Origin of the sequence: Serratia sp. 22278 (genome assembly GCF_052045405.1) — a bacterium.
In the GTDB taxonomy this organism is placed as follows: domain Bacteria; phylum Pseudomonadota; class Gammaproteobacteria; order Enterobacterales; family Enterobacteriaceae; genus Serratia; species Serratia marcescens.
This window is the reverse complement of record NZ_JBQEOW010000003.1, coordinates 404,803-419,810: the sequence shown is the minus strand read 5'-3', so window position 1 is coordinate 419,810 and position 15,008 is coordinate 404,803. Positions and strand designations below refer to the sequence as shown.

Annotated in this window: 15 protein-coding genes; 8 read left to right on the top strand and 7 right to left on the bottom strand. The window is 59.1% G+C overall.

Annotation, left to right across the window (positions count from 1 at the left end; all coding sequences use genetic code 11):
- The first annotated feature begins 149 nt into the window (after positions 1–149).
- Complete coding sequence (gene azoR, locus ACTJJ6_RS09400) at positions 150–755, top strand: FMN-dependent NADH-azoreductase (RefSeq protein ID WP_016927576.1); 606 nt, start codon at positions 150–152, stop codon at positions 753–755.
- A gap of 119 nt (positions 756–874) precedes the next feature.
- On the opposite strand, the gene ACTJJ6_RS09395 is transcribed toward azoR, so the two are convergent.
- The 4 genes from ACTJJ6_RS09395 to ACTJJ6_RS09380 all read right to left on the bottom strand — a co-directional run bounded on the left by ACTJJ6_RS09395 (position 875) and on the right by ACTJJ6_RS09380 (position 5,162).
- Entirely contained in the window at positions 875–1,198 is a 324-nt protein-coding gene (locus ACTJJ6_RS09395) for a YdbL family protein (RefSeq protein ID WP_049299369.1), read from the bottom strand.
- 8 nt (positions 1,199–1,206) lie between these two features.
- Positions 1,207–1,404, bottom strand: a complete 198-nt coding sequence (locus tag ACTJJ6_RS09390; protein WP_004930472.1) for a YnbE family lipoprotein — start codon at positions 1,402–1,404, stop codon at positions 1,207–1,209.
- A complete protein-coding gene (locus ACTJJ6_RS09385; protein ID WP_049299370.1) occupies positions 1,401–4,013 on the bottom strand; it encodes a YdbH family protein in 2,613 nt (870 codons plus the stop codon). Before ACTJJ6_RS09385 ends, ACTJJ6_RS09390 begins: the two co-directional genes overlap by 4 nt.
- A 324-nt stretch (positions 4,014–4,337) precedes the next feature.
- A complete protein-coding gene (locus ACTJJ6_RS09380; RefSeq protein ID WP_197758311.1) occupies positions 4,338–5,162 on the bottom strand; it encodes a LysR family transcriptional regulator in 825 nt (274 codons plus the stop codon).
- A gap of 139 nt (positions 5,163–5,301) precedes the next feature.
- Between ACTJJ6_RS09380 and ACTJJ6_RS09375 the strand changes: the two genes are divergently transcribed.
- The 3 genes from ACTJJ6_RS09375 (at position 5,302) to hslJ (ending at position 7,206) form a co-directional block, all read left to right on the top strand.
- Positions 5,302–5,592 carry a putative quinol monooxygenase gene (locus ACTJJ6_RS09375; protein WP_440802452.1) on the top strand — a complete coding sequence of 97 codons (291 nt, stop codon included), beginning with the start codon at positions 5,302–5,304 and terminating at the stop codon, positions 5,590–5,592.
- A gap of 142 nt (positions 5,593–5,734) precedes the next feature.
- Positions 5,735–6,727, top strand: coding sequence for a 2-hydroxyacid dehydrogenase (locus tag ACTJJ6_RS09370; protein WP_016927571.1), 993 nt, complete (start codon positions 5,735–5,737; stop codon positions 6,725–6,727).
- A gap of 50 nt (positions 6,728–6,777) precedes the next feature.
- Positions 6,778–7,206, top strand: coding sequence for a heat shock protein HslJ (gene hslJ / locus ACTJJ6_RS09365; protein WP_049299374.1), 429 nt, complete (start codon positions 6,778–6,780; stop codon positions 7,204–7,206).
- A 23-nt stretch (positions 7,207–7,229) separates the two neighbouring features.
- Here the strand turns inward: hslJ and ACTJJ6_RS09360 are convergent, their stop codons facing one another.
- Positions 7,230–7,484 carry a DUF333 domain-containing protein gene (locus ACTJJ6_RS09360; RefSeq protein WP_016927569.1) on the bottom strand — a complete coding sequence of 85 codons (255 nt, stop codon included), beginning with the start codon at positions 7,482–7,484 and terminating at the stop codon, positions 7,230–7,232.
- A gap of 186 nt (positions 7,485–7,670) precedes the next feature.
- On the opposite strand from ACTJJ6_RS09360, the gene ACTJJ6_RS09355 reads away from it, so the two are divergent.
- Entirely contained in the window at positions 7,671–7,868 is a 198-nt protein-coding gene (locus tag ACTJJ6_RS09355) for a hypothetical protein (RefSeq protein ID WP_143779040.1), read from the top strand.
- 93 nt (positions 7,869–7,961) lie between these two features.
- On the opposite strand, the gene ssmE is transcribed toward ACTJJ6_RS09355, so the two are convergent.
- Entirely contained in the window at positions 7,962–8,294 is a 333-nt protein-coding gene (ssmE, locus tag ACTJJ6_RS09350; protein ID WP_004930487.1) for a multidrug efflux SMR transporter SsmE, read from the bottom strand.
- A 237-nt stretch (positions 8,295–8,531) separates the two neighbouring features.
- Between ssmE and nifJ the strand changes: the two genes are divergently transcribed.
- The 3 genes from nifJ to ACTJJ6_RS09335 all read left to right on the top strand — a co-directional run bounded on the left by nifJ (position 8,532) and on the right by ACTJJ6_RS09335 (position 13,781).
- The gene (nifJ, locus tag ACTJJ6_RS09345) at positions 8,532–12,065 is read left to right on the top strand and encodes a pyruvate:ferredoxin (flavodoxin) oxidoreductase (protein ID WP_049299375.1); all 3,534 of its coding nucleotides are present in this window, start codon (positions 8,532–8,534) and stop codon (positions 12,063–12,065) included.
- Positions 12,066–12,297: 232 nt separating this feature from the next.
- Complete coding sequence (gene ttcA, locus ACTJJ6_RS09340) at positions 12,298–13,236, top strand: tRNA 2-thiocytidine(32) synthetase TtcA (RefSeq protein ID WP_004930494.1); 939 nt, start codon at positions 12,298–12,300, stop codon at positions 13,234–13,236.
- 146 nt (positions 13,237–13,382) lie between these two features.
- Complete coding sequence (locus ACTJJ6_RS09335; RefSeq protein ID WP_004930496.1) at positions 13,383–13,781, top strand: VOC family protein; 399 nt, start codon at positions 13,383–13,385, stop codon at positions 13,779–13,781.
- Between the two features lie 218 nt (positions 13,782–13,999).
- Here the strand turns inward: ACTJJ6_RS09335 and zntB are convergent, their stop codons facing one another.
- Positions 14,000–14,983: a zinc transporter ZntB gene (gene zntB / locus ACTJJ6_RS09330; RefSeq protein WP_016927567.1), complete on the bottom strand. Its 984-nt coding sequence runs from the start codon at positions 14,981–14,983 to the stop codon at positions 14,000–14,002.
- Positions 14,984–15,008 lie beyond the last annotated feature (25 nt).

Genomic DNA, 15,008 nt, shown 5'->3' with positions numbered 1-15,008 from the left:
CGCGAGTAAAGCCTCGGCATGTTATTCAATAAAATCGAACGAAGATCTCGAAATATTGCGCTATCACTGTGTGTGGAATGTGAATAGCATGTACTTCATGCAAGGGACGCTGAGTCCTGATGTCACTGTCACAACGTAAGGAATTATCGATGAGCAACGTATTGGTTCTGAAATCAAGCATCCTGGCGACCTACTCTCAGTCTAACCAACTGGCCGATTTCTTCGTAGAGCAATGGAGCAACGCCCATGGCGGCGACACCATCACCGTGCGCGATCTGGCCGCACAGCCAATCCCGGTGCTGGACGGCGAACTGGTCGGCGCGCTGCGTCCTTCCGATGCTCCGTTGACCCCGCGTCAACAAGAAGCGCTGGCGCTGTCGGACGAGCTGATCGCCGAGCTGCAGGCCAATGACGTCATCGTGATTGCCGCACCGATGTACAACTTCAACATCCCGACCCAGCTGAAAAACTATTTCGACCTGGTTGCCCGCGCCGGCGTGACCTTCCGTTACACCGAAAACGGTCCGGAAGGCCTGGTGAAAAACAAACGCGCCGTGATCCTGACCAGCCGCGGCGGCATCCATAAAGGCACCCCGACCGACCTGGTAGAACCTTACCTGCGTCTGTTCCTGGGCTTCATCGGCATCACCGACGTGGAGTTCGTCTTCGCGGAAGGCATCGCCTATGGCCCGGAAGTGGCGACCAAAGCACAGGAAGACGCCAAGGCGGCCCTGTCTCAGGTGGTTGCTGCCTAAGACCCTGCGCAGGGGCACCGTGCCCCTGCCGGACAAGAGGCAAGTCCTGTCAAACCTGCACTACCCTCATAATAATCATCTATCCGTATCTTTTGGCGCGCCAGACGGCGCGCTTTTTTTTATTTCTTCAGCCACTGCCCGTTGATGCCGCGCACATACTCGCCGCTTTGCGCGCGCGTCACCAGCTTTTGCCCGGCCATGCGCGCCACTTCGTCGACGGCGATATGGTTGCCGTCCGCCACTTCCTGATACTTCTCGGCGCGGCCGGCGTTGATGCGTTTCACCAGCGCCAGGGTTTCCGCGTCCTGCTTCACCGGCGCGATATAACCGCTCAGGGTTTCCCCCACCCGACCTTGCTGCTTCGCCTCATCCAGCGTCAACGCCATCGCCAGGCCGCTGAACAACCAGGCGGCGCCGGCCAACCACAAATAACGTTTTTTCATGTCGGCTCCTAGAACAGACCGCTTTGGGTTTTCAGCAGGTTTTCGACGTCCTTATCCACCTTGATATGAATTTCATGCTCGATCTTGACGTTCATATTGATGGTGATCGGATCCTTCGGCGTCGCCACCTCGATGCGCGGCACGCAGCCGCTCAGCAGCGAAACGCACAGCACCGCTGCCAGCGCCGACACACTCATGATTTTCATTGTTGCTCCCCAGGTTGTGAGAGGGCCTGCTCCAGCCACTCCTGTAAATTGTCGCCGAAGCGCAAACTGCGCCACAGCTGAAACACGTTTTCCTGATGGCGATAGTTCAGGATCACCTCGCGCTTGGCGCTTTTCTGCGGGTTGATGCCGTCGATGCGCGCGCTCAGCGTCAGCTCGCCCAGGTTGTCGAGATCGACCCGGGCGTGCGAACGGTTGATTTCCATGTAGCGCAGCCAGTCGATCGCCGCGCCGGTCGCCAGGTTGTTGCTGCCGATGGCGTCGGCCATGTCTTTGTCCAGGCGCAGCGTCAATGTGCCGGCGTTGGCGATCCAGCCGTTTTGCACCAGCCATTTCGGGTGATTCAGGAACAGCGGCAACTCGCCGTCGACGCGGCCGGACATGGCGAACTGCTTCGGTTTCAGGGCGGTAAACAGCGCGCTGAGATCGACCTTGTCCAGCTTCAGCACTGCGGCGTCATGCTGCGGCAACCGCAGTGCCGACAGGCTGATATGCCCGTTGAGCATGTCCACGCCGACGTTGCTCAACGTCAGCGGCTGCCCTTCGCTATAAGGATAGGTGCCCTGCAAATCGGCGGAAATGTTCTGCATCTCGAACAGGTTGGTGAAAGACTTGATGCGCAGCGACACCGGCTGTTTGGCCCCCAATTGCCAGTGATGCTGCTTGAACCGGTACGACAGGATAAAATCCAGGCCGCTCATCTCGCCGTCCTTCAGCCACATGCCGCCGTTTTTCACCACCCAGTGGCCACCGGCCTCGAACCCCTGTTCGCGCGCGGCGGAAAACGCCGACTGCGCGTAAAACTCGCCGTCGCGCAGCGTGAGATTGAGATCCGGCGCCAGCAGCGGTTGGAACACCTTCAGCGACTGTTTCGGCCACCAGGCTTCGCCGCGCAGACGTTCGCCGTCCCAACGGCCGCGCAGCGCGATCGGCCCAATCTGTTGCGCCTGCAGTTTGCCCTGCAGTTGGAAACTGTCCGGCGAACGGCCGTTTACCTGCAGCGCCAGCACCGGCGCCGGCAGATAGCCGCCGTCGCTGAAGCTGACCTTATCCGCCGCCAGCTGCAACTCGCCGTTGAACTGCGGACTTTGTTCATCACGCCGCCAGCGCAGCGGCTGATTGAGGCTCAGGCGCGGCGCGGCGACCGTCACCAGACCGTACTTCAACTTATCGAAGCCGGTGGAAAGTTTGTCGAGCACCAACTCACTGTCGCGCCAACGGCCGCTGCCGGCGACGTCCCAGGCGGCCTGCAGCGGCGGCAAGCGGCCATTGCCCCAGTAACGCCATTGCCAGTTGCCCTTGTCCGGCCAGAAATCCTGCGCCTGGCCGTCCAGGTGCAGCTTGAAGCGGCCCCAGTAACTGTCGCTGGCGCTCAAAATCGCCTGCAGGCGGCCGGTGATACCGGCGGCGGTCACCTTCACGCCCGCCAGCGGCAAACGCGCCTCTTCCAGCGTCATTTCCGGCGTCACCTTGCCCCACAGGCGCAGCAGCGAACCCGGCTGCAGCACCAGCGTCGGGTTGAGAATGCTGCCGCCGATCACGCCCGGGATCGACGCGGTAGTGGAAAAGTCGGCCAGATTGGCCTGGCCGGTCAGTTGGAAGCGCAGATCGCTGTCGGTCAACCCCACCTTGCCCGGCCCGAGGGTGAGCACCGCATTGCCCTTGCCGTTGTGACCCGCGGTGATGACGTTCAGCCGCGCGCTGATCTCCGTTTCATCCAGCCCTTTGCTCCAATCGTGCAGCGCGATGCTGAGCCCGCCGTTCAACGGCTGCTCGCTGTACGGCCAACGCCACTCGCCCTGCTTGATGCTGACCCGCTGCGGCGCGACTTCCCACGGCAACACCGCCAGCGGGCGATCGTCACCTTTTTCGCTTACCGTCAACACGCCCTGCTGCTGTTGCCAGCGCATGTCCAGCAATACCGGTTTTTCCAGATAGGCGGTCTGCATTTCCCCCTGCAACGCGCCCTGCGTCGGCAGGCTAGCCAGATCCAACGGAATGGTTATCTTGCCGGCGAGGTGCAGCGGTTGTGCGCTGTTGGGCGGAACCACGGTCAGGCTCTGCAACGTCAGCTGCTGTTTTTCATCCAGCTGCGCCTCGGCGCTGAGATTCGGCCCCCGATAATGCAGACGTTGCCCGTCGGGGCCGGAGGAAAGCTGCAGCTTGCCGGCATAGCGCTGCCAGGGAATGAGCGTCAGGTCATTAATGGTGAGATCCAGCGGCGGCAGCTGTTGCTGCAGATGATCGAGCGCCAGCGGCGCGCTGTTGGCGTCGCCGCTCGGCAGTTTTGACAAACAGGCGCTATCGACGCTGACCTTATCGCTCGACAGCTGCCAGCGGCCCTGGCGGTAAGCCAGCCGCGTCGGCCCGACGTTGGCCAACAGGCAATCTTGCGCAGTGAAACGCGCCCCCGCCAATGCCAGGCCGCCCTGGCGCCAGTGCAATTTGCCCTGCAATTCCAGGCGGCTCCCCGCCGGCAACCAATGCGATAACACCCCCGGCAGCCAGCGCGGCAAGGTTTGCCACAACGCCAGCACCAGGATTGCGCAGCCCGCCACCGTCCCTATGAATACTTTCAATCGCCTGGTCATTAAATGATTGCTTCGTTCCTGAGTTAGGCATTGGTTAAGTCTATGCCTGAATTGACAATAATGATGGCACGAATTTGACATAGGGTGAAGCCGAGCGGGCTCGCAGAAGCGATTTGCACCTTTTTGGCGCAAACGTGTGCGGAGTTGTAGATTTTCGTTACAACTACATCACATTAACAGGACAGTTTTCAGACTTTTGTTATTGTTGTTACCGTTGATGATTAATAGTCTTGCAACCATTCTAATAAAAGTTTAGCTGCTAGCTAACTGTGTACTAGAGAAGCCATTCCCCACACCCCCGTGGGGATTTTTTTGCCGTTAATTTCAAATCACGGCCTCAATAAAAGCCTGTACTATGCGGCTGTCGCTCGCTTTACGCCAGATAGCATAAATATCGCTGCGCATTTCATTCCCGCACTCGATATACGCCACCTCCCGCTGTCGCGCGAGGCTTTCAGGGACAAACGCATACCCCAACCCCGCTGTTACGCAGGCGAATATCACGTCGTAGCATTCCACCTCCAGCAGCGCGGCGGGGATGATTTGCTGCTTTTGCAGCCAGGCGTCCACCAGATGGCGATAGTGGCATTGACGCGAATAAACATAGAGATCGCTTTTTGCCAGCAACGCTGGCTGATACGCCCCGCCAATGAAGACCAAACGCTCCTGAAAAGCACGCCGGCTCTGCAGCTGCGGATGTTCTATCGGCCCATCTGAAAACACCACGTCCAGAGTCCCTTTTTGCAATTGAAACTCCAGATCCAGCGAATAGCCTTGCACCACACTCAACTGAACGCGGCGGTTCTGCGCACGGTAATGCGCCAACTTTTGCGGCAGATGATGACTCAAGGCGATATCCAGCGCGCCAAGCTTCAATTCACCCTGTACCGGATCCTGTTCAAGCTGCGCTCGCGCCCGCTCTTCGATAGCCAAAAAGCGCTTGGCCTTATGGTAAAGCGCCCGGCCTTCCGGTGTGAGCGACAGCCGATTGCGCTCACGCTCAAATAGCGTAACGCCACACGCCGTTTCCAACTCTTTTAATTTCTTGGTCACGTTAGAGGGCACGCAAAACAGCCGCTCCGCCGCAGCCGTGAGACTCTCCGACTCAACCACCATGCAAAAGGTGACCAACTGAGCTCGTTTCAACACCACAAACCTTCACCAAAAATGAATGATAACCGAACTTTATTTCACTTTTAATCAACCATCAAGCCCATAGAATGCTCGCAGTCAGCACATTGCTGCCTGCTGGAAATTCCAGTTTCATTATCGACAGAGGAAATAAACCATGATCACGCTCAACGTCTTTTTTCAGGTCAACCCGGCCAAACGCCCAGCTTTTCTCAGTCTGCTCAACACTATGGTGCAGGAATCCAATAAAGAAACCGGCTGCTCTTTTTACCAGCTTTGGCAATGCCAGAACGATGAAAATAGCTATGCGCTGATCGAAAACTGGGACGATAAGGCGGCGCTTTCGGCACACCAGAAAACGCCGCATTGGATCGCCTTTAACGATGCCGTCAACGGGTATTTGCCCCATGATTACGATGAGCACCATTACACGGAAATCGCTCGCTAACATCGCGTGAATCGGCCCAATGCGGGCCGGTTTCATCCCCCTGTTTCATCGGACAAACCCCGTGCAGGACAAACCGCTAACCAATTGTCGAATTTACTAAAATCTGTTAAATTGATCACAAAATCACGGTGGAGAAACCACGATGAAATTGGCGATATACAGTACCAAACAGTATGACCGTAAATACCTCGAACTGGTGAACCAGCAGTTTGGCTATGAGCTGGAATTCTTCGACTTTTTACTCAGTAAAAAAACCGCCAAAACGGCCGCCGGTTGCAAGGCGGTGTGTATCTTCGTCAACGACGACGGCAGCCGTGAAGTGCTCGAAGAACTGGCGGCGCTGGGCGTCGAAATTCTCGCCCTGCGCTGCGCCGGTTTTAATAACGTCGATCTGGACGCCGCCAAAGAACTGGGCATCAAGGTGGTGCGCGTGCCGGCCTACTCGCCGGAGGCCGTGGCGGAACACGCGGTAGGCATGATGATGTGCCTGAACCGCCGTATTCACCGCGCTTATCAGCGTACCCGTGACGCCAACTTCTCGCTGGAAGGGCTGATCGGTTTTAACATGCACAATCGCACCGCCGGCGTGATCGGCACCGGTAAAATCGGCGTGGCGACAATGCGCATTCTGAAAGGCTTCGGCATGAAGCTGCTGGCCTACGATCCGTTCCCGAGCGAACAGGCGCTGGAACTGGGCGCGGAGTATGTCGATCTGAAGACGCTGTACGCGCAATCCGACGTGATCACCCTGCACTGCCCGCTGACGCCGGAGAACCACCATTTGCTGAATGCCGACGCCTTCGCGATGATGAAAAACGGCGTAATGGTGATCAACACCAGCCGCGGCGCGCTCATCGACTCCACCGCCGCCATCGATGCGCTGAAGCAGCAAAAAATCGGCGCCCTCGGGATGGACGTCTACGAGAACGAACGCGATCTGTTCTTTGAGGACAAGTCTAACGACGTGATTCAGGATGACGTGTTCCGCCGCCTGTCGGCCTGCCACAACGTGCTGTTCACCGGCCATCAGGCTTTCCTGACCGAAGAGGCGTTGACCAGCATTTCCCAAACCACGCTGCAGAACATCAGCCAGTTGGATCGCGGCGAAGCCTGCCCGAACCAGTTGAACGCCTGAGCGTAACCTCGGGGCGCCCTTGCGGCGCCCTGTTTATTTGAGAGAACGCGATGAGAAAAACCACGGTGGCCGCCCTTGCGGCGCTGGCCTTAGCGGGGTGCAGCATGAAACCACACACGGCCGTCACGCCAGGCGATCTGCTGCATCACAACTTCGTGTTGCAAAGCGTGGATGGCGACACGGCAAAATCACCGGCGGGCGGCGGCCTGCTCAATCTGGAGTTCGGCGAGAACCTGCATGTCTCCGGCACGATGTGCAACCGCTTTTTCGGTCAGGGGCAATTACGCGACGGCGTGCTGACGGTGAAATCGCTGGCCACGACGCGCAAGCTGTGCCCTGATGAGCAGCGCAACCGCTGGGATCGGGTGATCGGCACCGTGCTGGAAAACGGCGCCGAAGTGACGCTAAACGCACAGCAGCTGACGCTCAACGGCAGCGGCCACACGCTTATTTATACCCTGCGCGATTGGGTGTATTGATCCTGCAGGCCAGGCGCCGGGGCTTACCCGGCGCAGCTGCCCAGGGCCAGCGTGCGCTCTTCGCACTGCTTGCCGTTCGGCATCTGGCACATGCGCAGCGCTTCACCGTTCAAATTGTGCGCGATGGTGGTAACGCCACCGACCGCCGCGCAACCGGTGCTGGTCTGCAACGTATTGATTCTGGCACTGTTGCCCTGCTGTACTGGCTCTTCGTTATTGCTGCTGCAGGCGGCTAAAAGCAGCACGGCGCTGGCAAGCAGCCATTTTGATGTCGTCATTATCCCACTCCTGAACCCGGAACTGCGCTGTGTAAAATCGCCATTGCTGATAACGCGCGTCACTTGGCGGACACGTTTCGCTATCTTTGATGCAAACTTGTTTAATCTAGCTCGATATATAAATAATGAAAATATATTCCAGCCATTATTTGTCGTTTTTTTGCGCCGGCCGGACATTTATTTTGTTTGCAGAATATTTCCGTGACGGCGCCACTCGCTGCCAGGCGCTGGCTGCACGCAAAAAGTGATAACGTCACCGCTGCCATCGAGGAAGTTTTTCCCGCGACATTGGTATTAATTATCTTCGCGTGCTTTCATTGCGGCGGCGCATTTTTTGCTACCGGAGAGAACGATATTTGCGTCTATGCTGGCGGCGCTAAGTAATTAGCATTCCACTATTTTCAGTGAATGATGACTGAATTCTTCAACCGGCGCGACTTGCTGTCACGCCGGCCTTTTTTTACATTAAAATAACACTCAGTGCACCGAGGCTTTCGACAGTAAATTAATCACCAGCACGCCGGCAATAATTAATCCCATGCCGACGATCGCCGGCCAATCCAATTTTTGCTGATAAACGAACACTGCGGCGACCGACACCAGCACGATGCCCATGCCCGACCAAATCGCATACACGATGCCCAGCGGCATGCTTTTGACCACCATCGACAGCCCCCAAAACGCCACGCCGTAGCCCAGCACCACCAGCAGCGACGGCCACAGGCGGGTAAAGCCCTCAGAGGCTTTCAACATGGTGGTGGCGATCACTTCCGCGACTATCGCCATCGTCAAATACATAAATGCGCTCATGGTTTTCTTCTGTCAATTTGCCGATGCGCAATTATGACGCGCCGGAAATAAATTGTCTTTAAACGGTGAAAACAATTTATTGCCCCGGCCCCTAATCGGCGAGGAAATACGCCTTTGACGATTTATCACCCGCCACACAAACACGATAAAGCCACGTTCGCCCCCTCTGTTAGACTTTTTTCCATTACTGCGAAAGTGCGCTTTCGCGGCTTTGTGAGCAATGAAAAGGTAACGCCGATGATAACTACAGATGGTAATAATGCAGTCGCTTCCGTGGCCTATCGCACCAACGAAGTGATTGCCATCTACCCTATCACGCCAAGCTCCACCATGGCGGAGCAGGCGGACGCCTGGTCCGGCGATGGCCGGCAAAACATCTGGGGCGATATCCCCCGGGTGGTGGAAATGCAGTCGGAAGGCGGCGCGATCGCCACCGTGCACGGCGCCTTGCAAACCGGCGCGCTGTCGACCTCGTTCACTTCATCGCAGGGTCTGCTGCTGATGATCCCCACGCTGTACAAACTGGCCGGCGAGCTGACGCCGTTCGTGCTGCACGTCGCCGCGCGCACCGTGGCCACGCACGCGCTGTCCATCTTCGGCGACCATTCGGACGTGATGGCGGTGCGCCAAACCGGCTGCGCCATGCTGTGCGCCGGCAGCGTGCAGGAGGCGCAGGACTTCGCGCTGATCTCACAGACCGCCACCCTCAACGCGCGCGTGCCGTTTATCCATTTCTTCGACGGTTTCCGCACCTCGCACGAGATCAACAAGATTGTGCCTCTCAGCGACGATACGCTGCGGCACATGCTGCCGCAGGCGGCGATCGACGCCCACCGCAGCCGGGCGCTGTCGCCGGATCATCCGGTGGTGCGCGGCACTTCCGCCAACCCGGACACCTATTTCCAGTCGCGCGAAGCCACCAACCCGTGGTATGACGCCACCGGCCAACACGTGATCGACGCCATGGAAGCCTTCGCCGCCCTCACCGGCCGCCACTATCGGCCGTTCGACTATTACGGCCACCCGCAGGCCGAACGCGTGGTGGTGGTGATGGGCTCCGCCGCCGGCACCTGCGAAGAAGTGATCGACACCCTGCTGACCCGCGGCGAGAAAGTCGGCGTGCTGAAGGTGCGGCTGTTCCGGCCGTTCTCCGCCCAGCATCTGCTCGGCGCGCTGCCGGACAGCGTGCGCAGCGTCGCGGTGCTCGATCGCACCAAAGAACCGGGCGCGCTGGCCGAGCCGCTGTATCTGGACGTGATGACCGCGCTGGCGGAAGCCTACAGCCGAGGCGAGCGCGCCACGCTGCCGCGGGTGATCGGCGGCCGTTACGGCCTGTCATCGAAAGAGTTCGGCCCGGACTGTGCGCTGGCGGTGTTCCGTGAGCTGGCCCAGCCGCAGCCGCGCCCGCGCTTTACCGTCGGCATCTTCGATGATGTCACCGGGCTTTCACTGCCGCTGAGCGACGAAATCCTGCCGCAGCGCGCCTCGCTGGAAGCGCTGTTCTACGGTTTGGGCAGCGACGGTTCGGTCTCGGCCACCAAGAACAACATCAAAATCATCGGCAACGCCACGCCGCTGTATGCGCAGGGCTATTTCGTCTACGACTCCAAAAAGGCCGGCGGCCTGACGGTGTCGCATCTGCGCGTCAGCGAGCAGCCGATCAATTCGGCCTATCTGGTCAGCCAGGCGGATTTTGTCGGCTGCCACCAGCTGCAGTTTATCGATAAGTACCAGATGGTTGAACGCCTGAAGCCCGGCGGCACCTTCCTGCTCAATACCCCTTACGGCGCCGATGAGGTCTGGTCGCGCCTGCCGCAGGAGGTTCAGGCGTTGTTGTACCAACGCCAGGCGCGTTTCTATATCATCAACGCCGCCAAGCTGGCGCGCGAATGCCGGCTCGGCGCGCGCATCAACACCGTGATGCAGATGGCGTTCTTCCACCTGACGCAGATCCTGCCGAGCGACGTGGCGCTGCAACAGCTGCAGGACGCCATCGCCCGCAGCTACAGCAGCAAGGGCCAAGAGATCGTCGAGCGCAACTGGCAGGCGCTGGGCGCCACCCGCGGTGCACTGATTGAAATTCCGCTGCAGCCGGTCGACGACAGCAGCCCGATGCGCCCGCCGGTGGTCTCGGACGCCGCGCCGGACTTCGTCAAAACCGTTACCGCCGCGATGCTGGCCGGGCTGGGCGATGCGCTGCCGGTTTCCGCCTTCCCGCCGGACGGCACCTGGCCGGTGGGCACCACCCAGTGGGAAAAGCGCAACATCGCCGAAGCGATCCCGATCTGGCAGCCCGACCTGTGCACCCAGTGCAACCACTGCGTCGCCGCCTGCCCGCACTCCGCCATTCGCGCCAAAGTGGTTCAGCCGGCGGAGATGGAACACGCCCCCGCCTCTCTGCAGTCTCTGGATGTCAAAGCGCGCGATATGCGCGGCCAGAAATACGTACTGCAAGTGGCGCCGGAAGATTGCACCGGCTGTAACCTGTGCGTCGAGGTCTGCCCGGCGAAAGATCGCCAGAACCCGGAGATCAAAGCCATCAACATGGCGTCGCGCCTCGATAATCTGACGGCGGAAAAAGACAACTACGACTTCTTCCTGCAGCTGCCGGAAATCGATCCGGCGCAGCTGGAGCGCATCGACATTCGCACCTCGCAGCTGATCACGCCGCTGTTCGAATACTCCGGCGCCTGCTCCGGCTGCGGCGAAACGCCGTACATCAAGCTGCTGACCCAGCTCTATGGCGACCGTTTGCTGATCGCCAACGCCACCGGCTGTTCCTCGATCTACGGCGGCAATCTGCCGACCACGCCTTACACCACCAATGCCGAAGGGCGCGGGCCGGCGTGGGCCAACTCGCTGTTCGAAGACAATGCCGAATTCGGCCTGGGCTTCCGTCTGACGGTCGATCAACATCGCGCACGGGTGCTACGCCTGCTGAACTCGCTGGCGCCGCAGTTGCCGGAGCAGTTGGTCAATGCCTTGCAGATGGACGACGTGGCGCCGGAGCCGCGCCGGAAGCAAATCGCCGAACTGCGCACGCTGTTGGCGAGTTTCGAAGGTGAAGACGCACGCCAGCTGGCGGCCGATGCCGATTACCTGGTGGATAAATCCATCTGGCTGATCGGCGGGGACGGTTGGGCCTACGACATCGGCTTCGGCGGTTTGGATCACGTGCTCAGCCTGACGGAGAACGTCAACGTGCTGGTGCTCGACACTCAGTGCTACTCCAACACCGGCGGCCAGCAGTCGAAAGCCACGCCGCTGGGCGCGGTGACCAAGTTCGGCGAGCACGGCAAGCGCAAGGCGCGCAAGGATCTGGGCGTCAGCATGATGATGTACGGCCATGTCTACGTCGCGCAGATCTCGCTGGGGGCGCAGCTTAACCAGACGGTGAAAGCGATTCAGGAAGCCGAGGCCTATCCGGGGCCGTCGCTGATCATCGCCTACAGCCCGTGCGAAGAGCACGGCTACGATCTGGCGCTCAGCCACGATCAGATGAAACAGCTGACCGCCACCGGCTTCTGGCCGCTGTACCGCTTCGATCCGCGCCGCAGCGCCGAGGGCAAGGCCGCATTGGCGCTGGATTCGCGGCCGCCGAACAGCAGCCTGGCTGAAACTTTGCTGAACGAGCAGCGTTTCCGTCGCCTGAACGCGCAGCAGCCGGAGGTGGCCAGCGCGCTGTATCAGGCCGCCGAGAAAGAGCTGAAGGAGAAATACGATTTCCTCAGCCTGCTGGCCGGCAAGGCGGAAAAGTCCGCCGCTGAGTAACCCCTGTCAGGGCGCGAGCGATTCGCGCCCTGTTCTTTTACTACCGCCGGCGTAAATCGCAGCAACAAAACCTGCTGGCATTCCGGCGCGCAATCCGTACCATACAGGCCTCGCGTCGGGCGCATGGAAGCAGGATGATGAATAATGATCAAAATTGGCCGGTTGAATGGTAAACTCGCGGTCTACAACCCCATGCCCCTAGTGCCCCCCATTGAGAATGAGCACGATTTAAATGTCAGAAAAGCAATCCGTTAGCCAAAAAGAGCAGTACAACCTGAACAAATTGCAAAAGCGCCTGCGCCGCAACGTGGGCGAAGCGATCGCCGATTTCAATATGATTGAAGAAGGCGACCGCATCATGGTCTGTCTGTCCGGCGGCAAAGACAGCTACACCATGCTGGAGATCCTGCGCAATCTGCAGCAAAGCGCGCCGGTCAACTTCTCGCTGGTGGCGGTGAACCTCGATCAGAAACAGCCCGGCTTCCCGGAGCATATTCTGCCCGCCTATCTGGAAAGCCTGGGGGTGGAATACAAGATCGTCGAAGAAAACACCTACAGCATCGTTAAAGACAAGATCCCGGAAGGGAAAACCACTTGTTCACTGTGTTCGCGCCTGCGCCGCGGCATTCTGTACCGCACCGCCACCGAACTGGGCGCCACCAAGATCGCATTGGGCCACCACCGCGACGACATTCTGCAGACGCTGTTCCTCAACATGTTCTACGGCGGCAAGATGAAAGGCATGCCGCCCAAGCTGATGAGCGACGACGGCAAACACGTGGTCATCCGCCCGCTGGCCTATTGCCGCGAGAAAGACATCGAGCGTTTCTCGATCGCCAAAGCCTTCCCGATCATTCCATGCAACCTGTGCGGCTCGCAGCCTAATTTGCAGCGCCAGGTGATCGGCGACATGCTGCGCGACTGGGACAAGCGTTACCCAGGCCGGTTGGAAACCATGTTCAGCGCCATGCAGAACGTGGTGCCTTCGCACCTGAGCGATATCAACCTGTTCGATTTCAAAGGCATTCACCACGGCAGCGCCGTGGTGGACGGCGGCGATTTGGCCTTCGATCGCGAAGACATCCCGATGCAGCCGGTCGGCTGGCAGCCGGAAGACTCGGACGACGCAGCGCCTGCGCCAGAGCGTTTGAACGTGCTGGAAATCAAATAAGCCCCCTCGCCGCTTGCCATCCTGCGAGCGGCGACATTTCCCTTTCCCGACGATCTCGATCCTGTTCACAGTTTGCGCAAAATTTGCTGGGCAGTGCCGTTTTTACCCTATACTGTTTATTTATACAGTCATATGGAGATCGCGCAATGAATATCACCCCCTGCCTGTCCCACGTCTCGCTGGGCTCCAACGATTTCGAGGCCGCCGCCGCCTTTTACGATCGTGCGCTGGCCGCTTTGGGTTGCCGACGGGTGCTGGAGCATCCCGGCGCCATTGGTTACGGCCGCGACTACCCGGAGTTTTGGCTACAGGTGCCGATCGACGGCCGGCCGGCCTCACCCGGCAACGGCACGCACGTCGGTTTTTTTGCCACCAGCAAGCAACAGGTGGATGAATTCCATCGCCAGGCGCTGCTGGCCGGCGCCGTCGATGAAGGCGCGCCCGGTTCGCGGCCGCATTACGGCGAGGCTTACTACGGCTGCTTTGTTCGGGATTTGGATGGGCACAAGATTGAAGCCAGCTTCTGGGATGAAAGCGCGGCCTGAAGAAGAAAGGAAGCCGAATAAAAAAATGCCGGTGATTAAACCGGCATTGTACGAATCAAATGTGCTATGCAGTAATTCAAAAATAAGAAAGTAAGACAATTATGGAGCGCAACGCCCATCGCTTGACGTTGCATTCACCTGCGAGAGAGATCATGCCCCATTTCCCCCGGCTAAATGTTGATATTGCTCAATGTTAACCGGGTTTTCGTCATTTTTGCCTACAGCCAGCGGCTGCGCTTCAACCACCAGGCGACGCCAAGCACCAATCCGACCAGCATCAGGCAAAATGCCGCGAAACCGAAAGGATTACCGCCGCCCGGAATACCGCCAAGGTTGACCCCGAACAGCCCGGTCAGGAAAGTGGTGGGCAGAAATACCATCGCCAACAATGACATGGTGTAAGTGCGGCGGTTCATCGCGTCGGCCATCACCGTGGTGATTTCGTCGGACAAGATGGCGGTGCGTGCAATGCTGCCGTCCAGATCGTCCAATCCCCGTCCCAGGCGATCGGCGATATCCTGCATGCGGCGGCGATCGTCGTCGCTCATCCACGGCAGGCGGTCGCTGGCCAGCCGCGCGAAGACGTCGCGCTGCGGCGCCATGTAACGGCGCAGCACGATCAGCTGTTTACGGATCAGCGCCAGCTGGCCGCGCTCCGGCACCTGCTGCTCCAGCAAGGCGTCCTCCAGATCGATAATCTTGTCGTGCAGATCCTCGATAAATTCGCTGGTGTGATCGGTCAACGCATCGGAAATTTCCACCAGCCAGCTGCCGCTGTTGGTCGGCCCAGCGCCGCTTTGCAAATCGTTCACCACCTGATCGATGGAATACACCTTGCGGTGCCGGGTGGAGATAATCAGCTTGTCGGTGATATATACGCGGATGGTGACCAGCTGATCCGGCCGGGAATTAGCGTTAAAGTTGATGCTGCGCAGGGTGATCATGGTGCCTTCGCCCTGGCGGCTGACGCGCGGCCGTGAGCTTTCGCCGGAGAGTGCTTCGCGCACCGAGTCCGGCAGCAGCGGCGTGGTACTCAGCCATTCAGCGCTGGCCGGGTGCGCGTAATCAAGATGCAGCCAGCACGGCGCGTCGCAGGTGATCTTGTCATCCTGTTCGATCGGCGTGACGCCCCCCTTGCCGTCGAGCTGGTAGGCGTAAACCGCATCGGCGACCTGCAGCTCGCTCCCCTCAATCACATCCATTCATTTATCCCCTCAGTCTTGCTTA

Coding starts and splice junctions, on each gene's coding strand:
- azoR (WP_016927576.1), top strand. CDS start 150: ATGAGCAACGTATTGGTTCTGAAATCAAGCATCCTGGCGACCTACTCT.
- ACTJJ6_RS09395 (WP_049299369.1), bottom strand. CDS start 1,198: ATGAAAAAACGTTATTTGTGGTTGGCCGGCGCCGCCTGGTTGTTCAGC.
- ACTJJ6_RS09390 (WP_004930472.1), bottom strand. CDS start 1,404: ATGAAAATCATGAGTGTGTCGGCGCTGGCAGCGGTGCTGTGCGTTTCG.
- ACTJJ6_RS09385 (WP_049299370.1), bottom strand. CDS start 4,013: ATGACCAGGCGATTGAAAGTATTCATAGGGACGGTGGCGGGCTGCGCA.
- ACTJJ6_RS09375 (WP_440802452.1), top strand. CDS start 5,302: ATGATCACGCTCAACGTCTTTTTTCAGGTCAACCCGGCCAAACGCCCA.
- ACTJJ6_RS09370 (WP_016927571.1), top strand. CDS start 5,735: ATGAAATTGGCGATATACAGTACCAAACAGTATGACCGTAAATACCTC.
- hslJ (WP_049299374.1), top strand. CDS start 6,778: ATGAGAAAAACCACGGTGGCCGCCCTTGCGGCGCTGGCCTTAGCGGGG.
- ACTJJ6_RS09360 (WP_016927569.1), bottom strand. CDS start 7,484: ATGACGACATCAAAATGGCTGCTTGCCAGCGCCGTGCTGCTTTTAGCC.
- ssmE (WP_004930487.1), bottom strand. CDS start 8,294: ATGAGCGCATTTATGTATTTGACGATGGCGATAGTCGCGGAAGTGATC.
- nifJ (WP_049299375.1), top strand. CDS start 8,532: ATGATAACTACAGATGGTAATAATGCAGTCGCTTCCGTGGCCTATCGC.
- ttcA (WP_004930494.1), top strand. CDS start 12,298: ATGTCAGAAAAGCAATCCGTTAGCCAAAAAGAGCAGTACAACCTGAAC.
- ACTJJ6_RS09335 (WP_004930496.1), top strand. CDS start 13,383: ATGAATATCACCCCCTGCCTGTCCCACGTCTCGCTGGGCTCCAACGAT.
- zntB (WP_016927567.1), bottom strand. CDS start 14,983: ATGGATGTGATTGAGGGGAGCGAGCTGCAGGTCGCCGATGCGGTTTAC.